The following is a 15,307-nucleotide window of genomic DNA, read 5'->3' as shown; positions in this document are numbered from 1 at the left end:
CCATCGGGCGGCTGGACGGCAGTCCGCCGCGACCGCCGTCACCGGGGTGGCCTCGATGTCGTCGGCAACCCGCCGCGTCGTCCCGGAAGCCGAACATAGCCGCCGCCGGGCGGGTTGGTGCGGACGAGGGCGCCTGCCGTGGTGCTCGGTGCGGCGGGTTTGGCGACAGTCGTCACACCACGGCAGATCGCGTACCGGCCGCCGACGGCGGTCGGCCCGGGTCGACCACCGTCCGCTGCGCGCCTGCCCGGAGGTCACCCGCTGCCCGGGGCTCAGTGGACGAGGTCGAGGCCCGTCAGGTTGGCCGAGAGCGCCCAGAGCCGGGATGCCTCGCCATCATCTGCCGGGCCGTCATCGATGATGCGCCAGTCCACGCTGTACCCGGAGGAGACCGAAACGACGCGGGCCGCACCGGCGGCCGCGAGGGTGGGCCACACCAGCTGTGTCAGCGTGTAGTGGCCAAGGTGGTTGGTGGCGAACTGCGCCTCCCAACCGGGTCCCACCCGAGTTTCGGGGCAGGCCATGATCCCGGCGTTGGCGATCAGGATGTCGAGGGTGGTCTGCCGGCGCCGGAACCGCTCGGCGAACGCTCGTACGGAATTCACGTCGGCGAGGTCGAGCCGGTCGACCTCTACACCTTGAGTATCGGCGAGTACCTGTTCCGCCGAATCGGGCCGACGAGCCGGGACGACGACTCGCGCCCCGGCGCCGGCGAGCGCGCGGGTGGCTGCGAGCCCCAGGCCGGAGTAGCCACCGGTGACAACTGCGGTCCTTCCGGTGAGGTCGATTCCGGCGAGGACCTCGCTTGCGCTCCGCCCCGTGCCACTGGTCGTGTCGCTGGTCATGTGGCAGACGCTAGGTGCTAGACCGAGGTCTAGGTCAACCGGATAGGATCAGCCGGTGAGGGCTGAAGTTCTGCGTATCGGCGAGGTGGCTAGGCGCACCGGGTTGAGCGTGCACGCGCTGCGACTGTACGAGCGTGCGGGGCTACTCGCCAGCGAGGTGCGGCGCGACGAGATCGGTCGGCGGGTGTACAGCACCTGGGACGTCGAATGGCTGGGCAACTGCGTGAGGTTCCGGGCCTCCGGCATGCCGCTGGCGACGATCAGCAGGCTGGCCCGGCTCGTCCGCGAGGGCAGCGGCAACGAAGCGGAACGGCTTGAGGTGCTGCGCGAGCACCAGCGCCATGTCACCGCGCAACTCGCGCAGCTGCACGACTGTCTCGATCTCATCAACGGCAAAGTGGCCGCCTACGAACGACACCTCGCCGCCAATGGCACCGGAGAGCCCTGGCAACAGCAGCCGAGGCCGGGCGCCGTGACCCCGGCTCCTTGACGCCGAACACGCAGCCGGCTGAAGAGGGTGACGGCTTCCTGGACAGGGGCCGCTCTTTGGTCAGACTGTCAACACAACTTTGGTTGACGATGATTCGAACTAATCGAAGACTCGAAACGAAGGATCGCGTGAATTCGAAGCGCAGGCCGCGCCCCTGGGTGCAGTCTGAGGTCCCAGGGGCGCGGCTGCGTCAGTTCGACCGCGACCTTCCCGTGCCTACTTCTTCGGCACGTACAGCCGGATGTTGTCGATGCGGGCCTGGCCCTCACCGACGTTCGTGTACGGCTCACCGATGACGAAGTAGTCGGGGTAGGCCGAGCCGGCCGGCCACTGGTTGTCCCACGTCTTGGAGCCAAATGCGCCCTGCGCGGTGTGCGACGTGTTGAACTGGCCGTCGTACTCCTCGGCGTCCACGTTGTAGTGGAAGATCGGGACGTTCGCCCCGACCACGCCGGCGTCGTCGTCGATGAAGCCCCGGGTGAACCGGTAGGTCTGTTTGCCGACGTTCTTGAAGTTGCCGCTGACCTCGAGCGTGTAACCCGCCTCGGTGCGCTCGATGGCGAACGTGTAGTCCTGCTTGGGCATCAGCTCGGGCTGCAGCTCCACGGCCGACTTCTGCACGCCGGAAACCGGCCGACGGTCGCAGCTCGTCACGAACGTCTGCGACTGACCGAGCGAACCCGTGAAGTAGAGCATGTTCACCGTGGTGCGGTTGCTCTCGTCCCAGGGGTACTTCTCACCGGTCCGCGAGTTGCAGACGTCGTAGCCGTCCGTGTTCCGGGACGGGGCCGGGCTGAACTGGTCCATGAGCACCTTGCGGTGCCAGTGGTACATCGCCAGGTTCCGGGGCATCGCCGGGAAGTCCAGGATCGACATGAAGTGGAACGCGTTGTACGCCTCGTTGCTGTCCTCCCGCACGGAGCGTGTGGCGCAGGGGTCGGCCGGTTCGATGTCGTTCGGGTCGCCGACCCAGGGGTAGAACGTCTTGCACTCCCCGAGGGCGTACCCGTTGTACTTGCCGTCGTAGAACAGCGAGCCGTCACGCAAGCCGCCGAAGTCGAGCGTCTTGAGGTCGTACTCGATGCGGTAGTACTTCGGCAGCGGCTCGGTGTTGCGGATGATCGCGCCACCTGTGTGGTTGGGCACGGTGATCTTGGCGACGGAGCCCGCCTTCTTCAGCGACTCCGTCGTGATCGACGGACGTTCGGCAGTGTCGGTGTAGCTGTCGTCGACCCGCCCGCCGCTCTCGCGCGCGGAGAGGGACGCCGTGAGCCAGCCGTCCCGGCCGAACTTGGTCTCCTGCCGGTAGGTCCGCATGGTCGCCATCGCCGCGTCGAACTCGGGACCGAGCTGAAGGCGGTAGAGGTCGCCGTTGTCGTCGTTGAAGTCGTCGACCGGCTCGCTGTAGTCGTCGAGCACCCACGGGCTGGCCTCAGTGCGGATCGGCTTCCCGAACTGCTCGACATACTTGAGCTTCCAGCGCGGGGGGACGGGTTCCGGCTCGGGCGAGGCGGCCGCGCACGGCGGGGTCACGCCGTCGTCGTTCTGGATGATCGTCAACTTCACGCTGTGGAAGGTCACCCCGGCCGTGCCCGCCTCGACGCGGAAGTCGGCGCCGCCGTTCTCGCGGTTGGCGAACCGGGCGTCCATCAGCTCGAAGCCCGCCGTCTTCCACGTGTTCGACCCGGTGCGGTTCACCGAACCCGTCGAGCCGTACGCGCTGCTGGTCGAGTCGTACTGGACGCGGAATGTGGCCCCGCCCTCGTCGAAGTACTCGACCTGCAGGCACGCGACGAAGGCGCCATCGAAGGCGACCGCGTCGTCGACCTGGAAATACATGTGTTGCGCCGGTGCCGAGGTCTGCACGGTCTTGCGTGCGCTCAGCCCGCCAACCGTCACGGGTGCGGTCGTGCCGTCACCCTGTTCGATCTGGCGGAGACCGTTCTCCTCGTTGACCTCGCCCAAGATGATCGAGGCGCTGGGCCCGTCCGCGGCGGCCGACGTCGCGGCGGTCGGCGTCGCGGCGAGGACCAGAGATGCCCCCAGGGTGACCACGCTCAGGGCCGCCACGGCCGAGCGACGTCTGCGATTGCGAGTTGTTGCTCTCATTGCGCTTCCTTCTCCGTTGAGCAAGGCGTCCGTTCGTGCCGCTCCGGGCCTCGGGGCCGCGCGTGAGGCGCGGCCCCCGTCACGGGTGCCGATGTGCGTTGGTTCGGTTCACTCGTCGGTCGCGCTCGTGCGCGGTAACTCCTTCCCGCCACCATCGGTGAGCACGAGCGTCGCGGTCGCACCGGACTCGACAGGTGCCGAGAGTTCGTGCGAGACGTACGCGTCACCCGTGAGTCGCACTCGTCAGCGTGCTTCCGGTCGAGTCGTCGACCAGGGCGGCCGTCACGTCCTGGTCGATGAGGGTTGTGAACACGTTGGCCGTGACCGACACACCTTCGTCGTCGTGGCGAACCCGACGTGCGCGGCGCCGTCGGCGGTGGCGTTGGTGACGTCGGCGAGCCCAAGCGCCGGCGCCAAGGACTCCGTCCACGAGCCCGTCTGGTGCTGCTGGAGGACCGCCGGGGAGAAGAACCTGTCGGACGTACCCGCCCAGAGCTCGATGTGTGGCCGTTCGGACGACTTCTTGATCTTGTCGAGCACGAGATACCGGTCGGTCGGCGTCTGCGGGTGAGCCGGCTGCTCGACGTCGGCCATCCAGTGGTAGGCCGAGTCGTACCGGATGGTGTCGACGTTCGTGACGATGTCCATCGTCGGCGAACCCCAGGTCGACTCCTCGCCCGGTGTGCCGGCGGACGCCACCGTCTCCAGCAGCTCGAACGCCTTGGTCGTACTCGACGACTTCCTCGTCGTCGCCATTCCTGTCGTCACCATTCGAATAACTCGAATCCTCTTCGATTTGTTACCTGATCACAGCCTTTATAAATGCGATACACCTTGTCAAGGGTTTTGATTCATGGACTTTCCTGGCTGATCGACGGATTCCTCACCGGGCATTCGAGTATGTCGAATCGACGGTTCATCTCGACGCCGGCGTGGGCCGTCGACGGTCGCGGCCACGGTGATGGGCGCCGCGGCAACTGGTTACGCCGCTTGTCGCAAGGGAAGACAGGCCCCCGCCGCACGTCGAGCGCGAGCCCGGTCACCGGCAGGCGGCGTTTGGAGGACGTCAGGCGCACGCTTGCTCGTGCCAACCCTAAGGTCCACTCGGTGGCCTTGGCCACCAGCTGCGTTGTCAACGGCCAGTTACCAAGTGAATCAGAACAACTTGAGGAGGGCCTTGAATTAATTATGAAAGGCCTCCAGATCGCTGTAGAGCGGGATTTTCTCGATCTCGTCCGCGTGACAATAGTGCTCCTCCGTAACCTCTATCAGCAGAACCCTTCGGAGGTCGCGGAGGCGTGGCGCAAGGCGACCTCAATTGAACCGCCGGAGTGAATGACGCAGTGATCATCTTGGCTCAGAGGGTGGGCCCGCCCATCGGGCAAGCGAAAGCCTTCAGCCGGCCCTAAGCCACGCCGCACGCCCGATCCCTAATTGCGAGGAGGATTGGTAATGGAGTTCCAGGGTCTTTTGATGACGGGCGGCCAGGTGCTGGGCGTGGCGGGCGCTGCGGCGGGCGTAGAAGTCGTTGCCGTCTTCTCGGTAGTCGGTATTGCTAGCCATGACCGCCTAAGCGATGACAAAGCAGGGTGGGAGCAGGGTGTCGGCGACGGCGCCCTGCTGAGCGTGCTGTTTGCCGAAGCCGCGGCCCAGGCGGCGCAGTCGGGTGCCGACGCTGGACCGGGTGCGGGCGGTGACCCAGGCTGCCTCGACCATCGCGGCCCTGAAGCCGGCTTCGGCGGCGATGGCGCGATTGTGGGACACGCACGGGATAATCAAGCGGGGGCGGCACTGGTACAGGTTGTTTGCCCAGGTCAGATCGGCTGGCGGAACGGTTCCGGCCGCGCTCTCCTAACGCGGGTGCCTTTTGGAATGCCCACGATGACGTCGTGACGATCGTTGACTTTGATACTGGCTGACCGAGCCAAGGTGATCGGTTGTCGCAACCCTCTTTCGTTGGACCTTTTCGCTAAACGAGTGCGGATCAAGAGGTGAGGGGGAGCCCCGGGCGTGAGCTCGCGCGAAAGCTCGGAGATCGCTTAGGTGCTGGTAAAAATGCCTCGTTCCGACCAGAGGACGCCCAAGGCCGTTGCTCGCCTTCCCCCGCACCAATGGGCATGGAAGCGTTGATCGCGAAGGAGTTCTGGCCACAGTTCGTCGCCGAGAATGGCCGTCACTCGTCGTACGTCCTTGTGTCGCTCGTGGCGCTCCACGTCGGCCTTGCTTCTGGCCGGCGGCAAGGTGGCCGCTGTCAGTCGTCGATGGCCTGGTAGGCGCAGGTCCAGAAGTCGCGGATCACGGCAGGTGGCATCGGGGAGGTCATGTGCCGCTGGGTCAGCAGGATCCCGATCAGCTCCTCAGCCGGATCGGTATAGACGGAAGTGCCAGTGCCGCCGTTCCAGCCGAACCGTCCGGGGACGGCGGGCAGGTCGTTCCGCCGTGTGATGACGTTGACCCCGAGTCCCCAGCCGCTTCCACCCCCGAAGAACACGGCGTTCTCCGCCTTCTGCCCCTCGGTGAGCTGGTCGGTGGTCATCAGCTCGACCGAGGGCCTGGACAGGATGCGTTGCCCGCCGTACCGGCCCTTGTTCAGCATCATCGTGCAGAAGGCCAGCAGGTCGTCGGCGGTCGAGACCAGTCCGCCACCCGCGGACGGGAAGGCGGGCGGCCGTCCCCATCGGGACCGGCGGGGGTCGTCGTCGAGAACGAGCGCTCCCGTTCCGGGATCGGGCCGGTAGGAGGCGGTCAGCCGGTCCAGCTTGTCGGCGGGCACGTGGAATCCGGTGTCCTTCATGCCGAGCGGCTCGAAGAGGCGCTCCTTCAGAAGCTCCTCCAGCGGCCGCCCGGTGGCTCGGGCCATGAGGACTCCCAGGACGTCGGAGCCGGTGTGGTACATCCATTTCTCTCCCGGCTGGTGGACCAGCGGCAGGTCGCCGAGCCGTTTCATCCACTCGTCGGGCTCGATCGGTGCGGCCTGCGGGCCGGGGGCGAGCCCGGCGTCGTCCATCGCCCGCTGGATCGGATACTCCCCGGGTTGCGCCATCACCGCGCCGATGCCCATCCGGAACGTCAGCAGATCGCGCGGGGTGATCGGCCGGTGTGCCGGAACCGTGTCGTCGAGGGGTCCGTCGGGCCGTCTCAGAACCTTGCGGTCGGCCAGTTCGGGCAGCAGTTCGTCCACCGGGTCGTCCAGCCGCAGCCGGCACTCCTCAATGAGGATCATCGCCGCCGCCGCCGTGATCTGCTTGGTGACCGAGGCGATACGGAAGATCGAATCACGGCGCATCGGCCCGCCGCCACCGGTCTCGGTGCTGCCGATCGCCTCCACGTGCACCTCGCCGCGCCGGGCCACCAGGGTGACCAGGCCCGGCAGGTCGCCGCGTTCAACGTGCCCGGTCAGCACCTCGCGCATCCTTGCGAGCCGTACCGTCGACAGACCTGAAACGCTCATCCCTGCTCCTCCGCGGTGCCGCCTCCCGACCAATAGGCCCACCGTACGGCGGCGCTGGGTTCATCGGGCCTCAGCCATCTCAGCGCACTGTCAGCCGGGTGTCATCATCTACGAACTCGGTCTGGTCTGACATCGGATCGCCCCGTAAGATCCGCCCGGTGAACCGTCCGGCCAAGGGGCCGGTAGTTGTCCCGCTCAGGGAAGCCCCGAGGGCGGTCGTCATGTACAGGACGTTGCGTCCGGATCGCTCGCGCGTGACCAGCCCGCTCTCGCGCAGCACGCCGAGGTGCTGCGACACCTCGGTGCCGGTCTCGGCCAGGTTCACGCCGCCGCGCGTAGCCCGCTTGCGAGCCCGGTCGTCCAGGCGGTGCCGACAACACCTCCGGGGCCGAGCACGACCGCCCTCTCATCAGGTCCGGGTGATCCGCCCGGTGCGGCCGGCCCGATCACCGTCATACTCCGGTTGCGTTGTGGTCGGGAGTCACAACCTCGCGCGCACGCGGGCCCGGGTGATCGACATTCCAGCCGATCACCCGGCGAGGGCGGCGGGCCGTGGCGGGGTCAGAACGTCACCAACGGGTCTCCGACGAAGTCGGCGATGAAGTTGACGAAGAAGAACCCGAAGAACAGGAAGTTCAGCACCAGGATCACGTAGTGCCACCAGCGGGGACGGGCGGGCCGGGGCAGCTTGGAGTTGAGGTACATCAGCATGAACGGGTAGATCAGCGCGCCCAGGTTGGACATGTTGGCCGACCACTGGACCAGGCTGATCGGAAGCGCCAGGTGCAGCACGATCGCGATGACCACCAGCAGGCCGAACATGAACGGGTAGTAGAACCTCCGGGGATCGCCCTCGATGAGCACCCGGAGCCGGGGGCTGGTGGCGTGGGCGGCGTCGGTCACCACCCGGACCATCCCTTCGAAGATGCCCAGCTGGGTGGAGAAGAGGATCAGCACCCCCAGGATCAGCGCACCGACGAACATGGCCTGACCGTATTCGTCGCCCAGGGCGCTCGCCACGAACGTCGGCACGTTCGCCTGGGTCGGCCTCTGGCCGGACAGCTCGACGGCCCTGGCCATCAGGATGGTCGGCAGCAGCATGCCGAGGATGGCCCCGACGAAGAAGACGCCCCACATGTCCATCAGCAGCAGGCGGTACCAGCGGCGCCAGCGACCGGCGTTGGCGGGATTGTCGGGGAAGGTCACGCCGCTGTCCAGGAGCTCGCTTTTCGGCCCGCGCAGCCCAGCGATGAAACCGGTGCGATAGCCCATGCCGTAGCCCTTGTCACGGTAGTGGCCCATGACGTACCAGTTCAATCCGGAGGCGAGGGCGGTGAACCCGGCCAGCCCGCCGAGCTGGGTCGCGGTGATCCCGGCCGGCGGCGCGGCGGGGGTGACGAAGCCGCGGATCGCGTCCCACCAGATCTCGAACGGCACGACGAAGAGGTCGACGAGCAGCAGCGCGACCAGGATCGCGCCGACCATGCCCCAGTTGGCGAGTTCCAGGGTCCGGCTGATCTTGCGGGCGGCGGCGGTGATGGCGAAGACGAGCAGGAGCAGGCCTATCGCCCACAGCCGCGGCTCCTCGGCGCCGGCCGGCGCGACCTCGCCGTGCACGAGGGCGTAGACGCCCTGCCCCGCGGAGGCGGCCCAGCCTCCGGCGATGAAGGCGAAGATGATGATGAAGGCCGACAACGGCACCCAGAGCGCGAAGCCGGGCGGCACGCGCCCCCAGCCCACCACCGGTGACTCGCCGGTGGCGAGGACATAGCGGGAGCACTCGACGTTGTAGAAGGTCTGCAAGATGGCCGAGACCAGGATGACCCAGCCCACCCCGACGAACCCGTACTGGCCGACGGCCTGTGGCCCCAGCAGCCACTCGCCGCTGCCGATGGAGATGCCGAGCGCGATAAGGCTTGGGCCGACGGCATATTTGAACAGCTCTTTCGTACCGAGCCGAGAGACTCCGAAGACCTCCTCGGGCTCGGGCAGATCCGCGATGGCGAGATCCGGACGGCTGACTCCGAGCGGATGGGACCGGGTGACTTCAGTCATGGCGATCCTTCAGGGTGGGGGGACTCCCTTGCTTCGACACTGATCCTCCGAGCGCACATCGACAAGACCCAACGTGTGAATACCGCTCCACGGACGGCAGGATGTGGGTGCGGTGACGCATCGGGGGGCCGGAACTTGTCAAGCTCGGTGAGACACGGTTGCTCCAGCTTTTCTGTGCCTGCTTCTCTCGGTTGGCCGAGGCGATTCCGGCCTACGGGCACCTGGCGGACGCCAGAATTGGTCTGATGACTGAACATGACCACCGAGGACTGTGATCCCCGCCGAGCATCCCGAGGAGAGTTTGCGACGAGCACCGTCCAGATCTGCCGGCTCAAGGTCCAGTTGATCGAGTTGAAGGATGTGGATGGGAGACGATGGGTGGCAGACGGACTGTGTGATGCCGTCAACCTGAGAATCCAACGGATGGACAAGAGGCTTGACGAGATGAGTTCAATACCTGGAGTCCAGCCGGTTTTGCCGTCCGAGTGGAGACAAGCGCTGATCACAGCGGCGGTGACCGGGCAGACGGATGTGACGATGGCGCGGGGGGTGTGATGGGACAGGTGTCGCCGTTCCTACGGCGAGTGCAGGTGACCGATTACAAGAGCATCGCCTCCTGTGAGGTCGTCTTCACCCCGCTGCTGGTCCTGCTGGGGCCCAACGGGGCGGGGAAGAGCAACTTCGTCGACGCGCTGCGGTTCGTGGCGGATGCGCTGGATTCGACTCCGGCCGATGCCGTGGCCAAGCGTGGTGGTCTGGATGAGGTGCTCCGGCAGGTGCCCGAGCCCGTGGACCAGCTCACCGTTTATCTGGAGTTCGTGATCGAGGTGGCGGGCAAGCCGACGCCGGCTGAGTATGGATTCACCATCGGCCGGGACTCCACAGGACGTCGCCCGCTGGTGGTCAAGGAGGAGCACTGCGTCATTCATCGGGGCCAGAGCGACTCTGGATCGGGGGGGACCCGATTCGATGTGATGGCTGGGCTGGTCACTGGCGGGGGAGGCATCGAGCAAGATCGGCTCTACTTGCCGCTGGCCGCCACCCAGGACGACTTCAGCGACGTGTATTACGACCTCCGGAATATGCTTTTTCACCATCTGGATGTCGATGAGATGCGGCAGTTCCATTCGGATCAGCGGACTGGGAGGATCGGCTACTCCGGAGAGCACATCGGATCCGTGCTCGGGGAACTCGCATTCAGGTATCCCGTGTTCAAGGCTCGCATTGACGACTATCTCAAGGCGATCGTCCCGGACGCGCTGGGGATGGACGAGCGGCTCATCGATAAGTACTCAACCGTGGAGTTGCGCACCCGAGATGGAGAGCGGCCGTTCGGACCCGAGGCCATCTCCGTGGGGACGTTCCACGCGGCGGGCGTGCTCGCTGCGCTGTTCCAGCCCGCCGTACTGGATGGGCAGACAATGCTGGTAGCGATCGAAGAGCCGGAGACCGCGCTCCATCCGGCCGTCGCCGGGGCGCTGTTTGATGCGCTGACCGAGGCGAGCGAGCGGGTCCAGGTCGTGATCACCACGCAGAGTGCCGACCTGCTCGACCGTGACGACTTCGATCCGTCCTCCGTCCGGGTGGTGACGATGAACGGCGGGGTCACGGTCATCGGCAAGATCGACGAGGTCAGCCGCCGTCTCGTTGAGGAGAAACGGACCACTCTCGGTGAGCTGATGCGTGGTGGCCAACTCCAGTCGGAGGTGGGCGAATGACCGACCCGATCACTATGTCCCCCCAGGCGGCCGGTCCGATCACGATCGCCTCCATCGTGGAGGGTGACGGCGAGGTGTCCGCGCTTCCCGTGCTGCTCCGCAGGATCGCCGGATCGCTCTCGGTCTGGAATGTGCGGATTCCTACGCCGCGCCGCATACCGCGAAGCAAACTCATCGCCCCCGGTGGAGTCGAGGACGCTGTTCTCCAGGCTTCCTATCAGGTAACCGGCGCGGGCGGAATCCTGCTGCTGATCGACTCCGATGACGACTGCCCAGCCTCCCTCGGCCCCACGCTCCTCCAGCGGGCCCGTGAGGCGCGCGGTGACAAGGGGATCTCGGTGGTGCTCGCCCACCGGGAGTTCGAGGCATGGTTCCTGGCCGCTGCGGCGTCGCTGTCCGGGTGTCGAGGTCTTGCTGATCCGCTAAATCCGCCACCGGATCCGGAGGGGATCCGGGGTGCCAAGGAATGGCTCTCCGCCCGAAAGACGGACGGCACGCCGTACAAACCGACTGTGGATCAAGCGGGACTGGCAAGCGCATTCGACATGGAGCAGGCCCGCAAGGCCGCGCCATCCTTCGACAAGTTCTGGCGTGATATCGAACGACTTCTGCGAGGTGGCTCATGAGCTGAACGAGGTGCCTTCCTCGAACGGATCTACCTTGGATAAGGGGTTACGCGAGGGCGCCGGTTCAGATCCGGAACTCGTCAGGTTCGTTGAGGCTTCGGACCTTGAAACCGTGCGACGGGAGTTGTCGTTTATCGGTCTGGGAGCCTCCGGACGTGGCGATATTTCCGAACGGCATGACGAACTGCTTCGGGAAGGGTCAGATCGTCTTTTGTGATGGTTGCCTTGCCGGATACCAGCGTGCTATACGCCGCGCACTCATCGGGCTCGATCGGTGCGGCCTGCGGGGCGGGGGCGAGCCCGGTCTCGTCCATCGCCCGCTGGATCGGATGCTCCCCGGGCTGTGCCATCACCGCGCCGATGCCCATCCGGAACGTCAGCAGATCGCGCGGGGTGATCGGCCGGTGTGCCGGCACCGTGTCGTCGAGGGGTCCGTCGGGCCGCCTCAGAACCTTGCGGTCGGCCAGTTCGGGCAGTAGCTCGTCCACCGGGTCGTCCAGCCGCAGCCGGCACTCCTCAATGAGGATCATCGCCGCCGCCGCCGTGATCTGCTTGGTGACCGAGGCGATACGGAAGATCGAATCACGGCGCATCGGCCCGCCGCCACCGGTCTCGGTGCTGCCGATCGCCTCCACGTGCACCTCGCCGCGCCGGGCCACCAGGGTGACCAGGCCCGGCAGGTCGCCGCGTGTGACATGCCCGGTCAGCACCTCGCGCATCCTTGCGAGCCGTACCGTCGACAGACCTGAAACGCTCATCCCTGCTCCTCCGTGGTGCCGCCTCCCGACCAATGGATCCACCGTATGACGACGCTGGAACTGGGAGCGCTGGGCCACCCGTGGCGTTCGGCACTGTCTTGCCCTCGATCACACCGTGCTCTAGTCTCAGCCGCATGACCCCGTGACCAGATTTCAAATCTGGTCACGGGGCCGGGACCTCGAAGGAGGCTGGAACATGGCGCGGTTTTCCGCAGGCTCGGTCGACGCCGAGCGCGACCTGCGGGCCGATCGGATTCTGAACGCGGCCCGTGAGCTGCTGGTGTCGTGGGGATACGGGCGGATCACCATAGGTGAGGTCGCCCGGCGTGCGGGCGTCGGCAAGGGCACCGTCTACCTGCACTTCAGCACGAAAGAGCAGCTGTTCATGACGGTGATGACGGCCTCGCACCTTCGGATGGTCGAGCTCCTCCTGCGCGACCTCGACGAGGATCCCGCGGCACTCCTGCTCGGCAGGATGGCCAGGTCGGCCTACACGCAGGCGCAGGAGGACCCCGTCCTCCGTGCGACCTTCATCGGCGACACCGACACCCTCGGTTCGCTCACCCGGGCCGAATCGACAGTCCTCGGGGACCTGGCCGAAGAGCGCGAGCGCGCCATGGACGAGTATTTCGAGCTCCTGCGCGAGCACGGCGTGCTGCGCGCGGACTCATCCGTTCAGGACCAGCGTCACGCGTTCGCCGCGATCCTGATCGGCTTCCTGACCGTGGAGCCGGGGCTCAAGAGCGCGGCGGGGGACATGCTCGCCCAGGTCGTGCGCCTGGCCTTCGAGGTCTCCGACGACCCGGAGCGGCTGAACACGCTGGTGCCGCACATCCGCGGCGTCCTCCAGCGCATGGTCGACCGCCTGCACGACGAGATCCGCAGCCACATGAACATCTGACCACGACAGAAGGGGTCACCATGGACACCGTCAACTTCATGGACGAGGAACTGATACGCGACCCGTTCACCGCTTTCTCGCGGATCCGGGAACGGGGCCCGCTCGCCCGCTGCGCCATTCCCGGTGTCGAGCAGCCGGTGTGGCTCGTCACCCGATACGACGACGTCAAGCTGGTGCTGAACGACCCGCGGTTCGTCAGCGATCCGGCGAACGTGCCGGGCGCGAGTACGGATGACATGGCAGCGCAGATGCTCCAGGCGCGCGGGGTGCCTCCCGAGTACAACAAGTATCTGCTGGAGAGCATCCTCGCCTTCGACGGTGCGGACCACCTGCGGCTGCGCAGGCTCGTCTCGCGCACGTTCACCGCGCGCAGGGTCCTGGAGCTGCGGCCACGGGTGGAGGAGATCACCGAGAAGCTGCTCGACCGGCTCCCGGAAGCGGCCGAGAACGGGGTCGTCGACCTGCTGGAGCACTTCGCCTACCCGCTGCCGATCATCGTGATCTGCGAGCTGGTCGGCGTCCCCGAGGAGGACCACCCGCTGTGGCGGGAGTGGAGCAGGACCATGGTCTCGTCGTACGGCCCGAGCTTCGCCGAGGCCGTGCGCGACATGGTCGCCTACATCCAGGAGCTGATCGAGCGGCGCCGCGCCGAGCCCACGGGCGACCTGATCAGCGGGCTGATCCAGGCTCAGGACGAGGACGGCGACCGCCTCAGCGACACCGAGATGGTCACCATGATCATGACGTTGGTCGTCGCCGGGCACGAGACCACCGCCCATCTGATCGGCAACGGAACCGCCGCACTGCTCACCCACCCCGATCAGCTCGCCCTGCTGCGGTCGGATCTCGCCCTCACCCCCCGCGCCGTCCACGAGCTGCTGCGCTGGTGCGGCCCGGCTCTGGCGGTGCGCATGCGCTACGCCACGGAAGACGTCGAGGTCGGCGGTGAGACGGTACGCAGGGGAGAGGCGGTGATGCCGTCCCTGGTCGCGGCCAACTACGACCCGCGGATGTTCGGCGACCCGCGGCGGCTCGACATCACCCGAGTGCCCGACGGCCGCCGTGAGACCCACGTCGCTTTCTCCCACGGAATGCACTACTGCCTCGGCGCGGCCCTGGCCCGGCAGGAGGGCGAGGTGGCTTTCGAGGCGCTGTTGCGCCGCTTCCCCGGACTCTCTCTGGCCGTCGACGGCGACGACCTCGAACGCGACCTGAACCCGGGCGCCTGGCGCCTCAAGGCGCTGCCCGTGAAACTCTGAACGCGCCGGCCCCGGAGCGGATCAGTCGTCGAGTTCGTCGCGGCTCTTGGGCACCGGCCTTCCCCAATGGCTCCTAAGCAGGATGACGCGCGCGAACGTGACTCTGGCTTGCCAGCCGTGTCGAGAGCAGGACTCGATCCATGCGACGGTCGGCCAGATCAGGCCGGGCCGGCTCCGGATACTTGATACCGAAGCACTTCAGCGTTGCGGATCATCGCCGTTTGCCCCTCGTCCGGTCCCGAGTCGCGGAACGCGTAGAGAGCCTCCTCGGACTCCCACCGCTCATGGACATTGATCCGCCCGGCGTCGATCAGGTCGGCACCGAGCGCGAAGTCGAGGCAGCCGGGGGAGACGCGCGCTTGCTCGACCGCACCGATGCAGCCCTGCAGGTAGGCATCCCGATCGTCTGGATCGATAGCGAGCCAGCCAGAAATTATGATCATGCCGTCATCGTAGGATCCATCACCGACAGAACCCGTACGACGTGGAGTCCGGTGCCGAGACAGTCTCTGGGGCTTCGAAAGGCATCCGTGCAGAGGAGACCGGTTATGGGCAAGCTCGTGCGAGACAGGATTCCGGACATCATTCGCGAGCGCGGCGGAGACCCGGCGGTGACCGTTCTCGGTGAGGTCGACTACCGCAGGGCGCTTCTCGAGAAGCTGTTTGAGGAGTCGACAGAGCTCAGCGAGGCTTCGGCGACCGAGGTGGCGGAGGAGATCGCCGATGTGCTCGAAGTCCTTCGGGCCATCGCTGATGTCCACGGGCATGAGTGGCGAGACATCGAGAAAATAGCGGAGGTCAAACGAGCTGAACGGGGCGCCTTCCTCGAACGGATCCACCTTGATAAGGGGTCACGTGAGGGCGCCAGTTCACGCCCTGGTAGATCGCCCCAACCGCCGAGGGTTTGATGAATCGCAACTGGTGTGTCCGCACCAAGAGCGGCAATATCGCGGTCAAGGAGATCCAGGACATGGACGCTACTCGGGACGCCTTCCAGCGCCTGGTGACCACAGCCTTGGCACCGAGGAGTTCCCGGTTTCCCTCTCTGAATCCGTTGCACAGTGCCGGAGGCGGCTACAGCTAAGAACTCCTAAC

18 protein-coding genes are annotated in these 15,307 nt (G+C 66.4%); 8 read left to right on the top strand and 10 right to left on the bottom strand.

All coding sequences use genetic code 11. The annotated features are described in order from the left end of the window. Positions 1–272: 272 nt before the first annotated feature. On the bottom strand, positions 273–845 hold the full coding sequence (locus J2853_RS23010) for an SDR family NAD(P)-dependent oxidoreductase (protein WP_307561196.1): 573 nt from the start codon (positions 843–845) through the stop codon (positions 273–275). A 55-nt stretch (positions 846–900) separates the two neighbouring features. Here J2853_RS23010 and J2853_RS23005 point away from each other — a divergent pair, with 55 nt between their 5' ends. After that, positions 901–1,335: a MerR family transcriptional regulator gene (locus J2853_RS23005; protein WP_307561194.1), complete on the top strand. Its 435-nt coding sequence runs from the start codon at positions 901–903 to the stop codon at positions 1,333–1,335. Between the two features lie 216 nt (positions 1,336–1,551). Here the strand turns inward: J2853_RS23005 and J2853_RS23000 are convergent, their stop codons facing one another. Together J2853_RS23000 and J2853_RS22995 are read right to left on the bottom strand one after the other, a co-directional pair. After that, the gene (locus J2853_RS23000) at positions 1,552–3,444 is read right to left on the bottom strand and encodes a hypothetical protein (RefSeq protein WP_307561192.1); all 1,893 of its coding nucleotides are present in this window, start codon (positions 3,442–3,444) and stop codon (positions 1,552–1,554) included. A 282-nt stretch (positions 3,445–3,726) separates the two neighbouring features. Further along, a complete protein-coding gene (locus J2853_RS22995; RefSeq protein ID WP_307561190.1) occupies positions 3,727–4,215 on the bottom strand; it encodes a hypothetical protein in 489 nt (162 codons plus the stop codon). Between the two features lie 51 nt (positions 4,216–4,266). Between J2853_RS22995 and J2853_RS22990 the strand changes: the two genes are divergently transcribed. Then, positions 4,267–4,779, top strand: a complete 513-nt coding sequence (locus J2853_RS22990) for a hypothetical protein (RefSeq protein WP_307561188.1) — start codon at positions 4,267–4,269, stop codon at positions 4,777–4,779. A gap of 60 nt (positions 4,780–4,839) precedes the next feature. On the opposite strand, the gene J2853_RS22985 is transcribed toward J2853_RS22990, so the two are convergent. From J2853_RS22985 to J2853_RS22965, 5 genes are all read right to left on the bottom strand, one after another. After that, positions 4,840–5,007: a hypothetical protein gene (locus J2853_RS22985; protein WP_307561187.1), complete on the bottom strand. Its 168-nt coding sequence runs from the start codon at positions 5,005–5,007 to the stop codon at positions 4,840–4,842. A gap of 6 nt (positions 5,008–5,013) precedes the next feature. Next, positions 5,014–5,208 (bottom strand): hypothetical protein, encoded by a 195-nt coding sequence (locus J2853_RS22980; protein WP_307561185.1) that lies wholly within the window; start codon positions 5,206–5,208, stop codon positions 5,014–5,016. 487 nt (positions 5,209–5,695) lie between these two features. After that, complete coding sequence (locus J2853_RS22975) at positions 5,696–6,895, bottom strand: serine hydrolase domain-containing protein (protein ID WP_307561183.1); 1,200 nt, start codon at positions 6,893–6,895, stop codon at positions 5,696–5,698. Positions 6,896–6,974: 79 nt separating this feature from the next. Beyond that, the gene (locus tag J2853_RS22970; protein ID WP_307561181.1) at positions 6,975–7,220 is read right to left on the bottom strand and encodes an ArsR/SmtB family transcription factor; all 246 of its coding nucleotides are present in this window, start codon (positions 7,218–7,220) and stop codon (positions 6,975–6,977) included. Between the two features lie 236 nt (positions 7,221–7,456). After that, positions 7,457–8,950, bottom strand: a complete 1,494-nt coding sequence (locus tag J2853_RS22965; protein ID WP_307561179.1) for an Nramp family divalent metal transporter — start codon at positions 8,948–8,950, stop codon at positions 7,457–7,459. 255 nt (positions 8,951–9,205) lie between these two features. Between J2853_RS22965 and J2853_RS22960 the strand changes: the two genes are divergently transcribed. Genes J2853_RS22960 through J2853_RS22950 form a run of 3 tightly spaced genes read left to right on the top strand, consistent with a single transcriptional unit; the run spans position 9,206 to position 11,294 of the window. Beyond that, positions 9,206–9,505, top strand: coding sequence for a hypothetical protein (locus J2853_RS22960; protein WP_307561177.1), 300 nt, complete (start codon positions 9,206–9,208; stop codon positions 9,503–9,505). Next, positions 9,505–10,668, top strand: a complete 1,164-nt coding sequence (locus J2853_RS22955; RefSeq protein ID WP_307561175.1) for an AAA family ATPase — start codon at positions 9,505–9,507, stop codon at positions 10,666–10,668. The genes J2853_RS22960 and J2853_RS22955 overlap by 1 nt, the downstream gene beginning before the upstream one ends. Beyond that, positions 10,665–11,294, top strand: a complete 630-nt coding sequence (locus J2853_RS22950) for a DUF4276 family protein (protein ID WP_307561173.1) — start codon at positions 10,665–10,667, stop codon at positions 11,292–11,294. Before J2853_RS22955 ends, J2853_RS22950 begins: the two co-directional genes overlap by 4 nt. Before the next feature lie 131 nt (positions 11,295–11,425). Here the strand turns inward: J2853_RS22950 and J2853_RS22945 are convergent, their stop codons facing one another. Further along, a complete protein-coding gene (locus J2853_RS22945) occupies positions 11,426–12,052 on the bottom strand; it encodes a serine hydrolase domain-containing protein (protein WP_307561171.1) in 627 nt (208 codons plus the stop codon). A gap of 196 nt (positions 12,053–12,248) precedes the next feature. Here J2853_RS22945 and J2853_RS22940 point away from each other — a divergent pair, with 196 nt between their 5' ends. Both J2853_RS22940 and J2853_RS22935 read left to right on the top strand, forming a co-directional pair. Beyond that, positions 12,249–12,953, top strand: coding sequence for a TetR/AcrR family transcriptional regulator (locus tag J2853_RS22940; RefSeq protein WP_307561169.1), 705 nt, complete (start codon positions 12,249–12,251; stop codon positions 12,951–12,953). Between the two features lie 20 nt (positions 12,954–12,973). After that, the gene (locus tag J2853_RS22935) at positions 12,974–14,212 is read left to right on the top strand and encodes a cytochrome P450 family protein (RefSeq protein WP_307561167.1); all 1,239 of its coding nucleotides are present in this window, start codon (positions 12,974–12,976) and stop codon (positions 14,210–14,212) included. A gap of 158 nt (positions 14,213–14,370) precedes the next feature. On the opposite strand, the gene J2853_RS22930 is transcribed toward J2853_RS22935, so the two are convergent. After that, entirely contained in the window at positions 14,371–14,655 is a 285-nt protein-coding gene (locus J2853_RS22930) for a putative quinol monooxygenase (protein ID WP_307561165.1), read from the bottom strand. A gap of 105 nt (positions 14,656–14,760) precedes the next feature. Here J2853_RS22930 and J2853_RS22925 point away from each other — a divergent pair, with 105 nt between their 5' ends. Further along, complete coding sequence (locus J2853_RS22925) at positions 14,761–15,120, top strand: nucleoside triphosphate pyrophosphohydrolase (protein WP_307561163.1); 360 nt, start codon at positions 14,761–14,763, stop codon at positions 15,118–15,120. Positions 15,121–15,307: the final 187 nt, after the last annotated feature.

This window comes from Streptosporangium lutulentum (genome assembly GCF_030811455.1).
Taxonomy (GTDB): domain Bacteria; phylum Actinomycetota; class Actinomycetes; order Streptosporangiales; family Streptosporangiaceae; genus Streptosporangium; species Streptosporangium lutulentum.
Note: the sequence above shows the minus strand (reverse complement) of the source record. Positions and strands in the feature narration are given on the sequence as shown.

Coding starts and splice junctions, on each gene's coding strand:
- J2853_RS23010 (WP_307561196.1), bottom strand. CDS start 845: ATGACCAGCGACACGACCAGTGGCACGGGGCGGAGCGCAAGCGAGGTC.
- J2853_RS23000 (WP_307561192.1), bottom strand. CDS start 3,444: ATGAGAGCAACAACTCGCAATCGCAGACGTCGCTCGGCCGTGGCGGCC.
- J2853_RS22995 (WP_307561190.1), bottom strand. CDS start 4,215: ATGGTGACGACAGGAATGGCGACGACGAGGAAGTCGTCGAGTACGACC.
- J2853_RS22990 (WP_307561188.1), top strand. CDS start 4,267: ATGCGATACACCTTGTCAAGGGTTTTGATTCATGGACTTTCCTGGCTG.
- J2853_RS22985 (WP_307561187.1), bottom strand. CDS start 5,007: ATGGCTAGCAATACCGACTACCGAGAAGACGGCAACGACTTCTACGCC.
- J2853_RS22975 (WP_307561183.1), bottom strand. CDS start 6,895: ATGAGCGTTTCAGGTCTGTCGACGGTACGGCTCGCAAGGATGCGCGAG.
- J2853_RS22965 (WP_307561179.1), bottom strand. CDS start 8,950: ATGACTGAAGTCACCCGGTCCCATCCGCTCGGAGTCAGCCGTCCGGAT.
- J2853_RS22960 (WP_307561177.1), top strand. CDS start 9,206: ATGACCACCGAGGACTGTGATCCCCGCCGAGCATCCCGAGGAGAGTTT.
- J2853_RS22955 (WP_307561175.1), top strand. CDS start 9,505: ATGGGACAGGTGTCGCCGTTCCTACGGCGAGTGCAGGTGACCGATTAC.
- J2853_RS22950 (WP_307561173.1), top strand. CDS start 10,665: ATGACCGACCCGATCACTATGTCCCCCCAGGCGGCCGGTCCGATCACG.
- J2853_RS22945 (WP_307561171.1), bottom strand. CDS start 12,052: ATGAGCGTTTCAGGTCTGTCGACGGTACGGCTCGCAAGGATGCGCGAG.
- J2853_RS22940 (WP_307561169.1), top strand. CDS start 12,249: ATGGCGCGGTTTTCCGCAGGCTCGGTCGACGCCGAGCGCGACCTGCGG.
- J2853_RS22935 (WP_307561167.1), top strand. CDS start 12,974: ATGGACACCGTCAACTTCATGGACGAGGAACTGATACGCGACCCGTTC.
- J2853_RS22930 (WP_307561165.1), bottom strand. CDS start 14,655: ATGATCATAATTTCTGGCTGGCTCGCTATCGATCCAGACGATCGGGAT.
- J2853_RS22925 (WP_307561163.1), top strand. CDS start 14,761: ATGGGCAAGCTCGTGCGAGACAGGATTCCGGACATCATTCGCGAGCGC.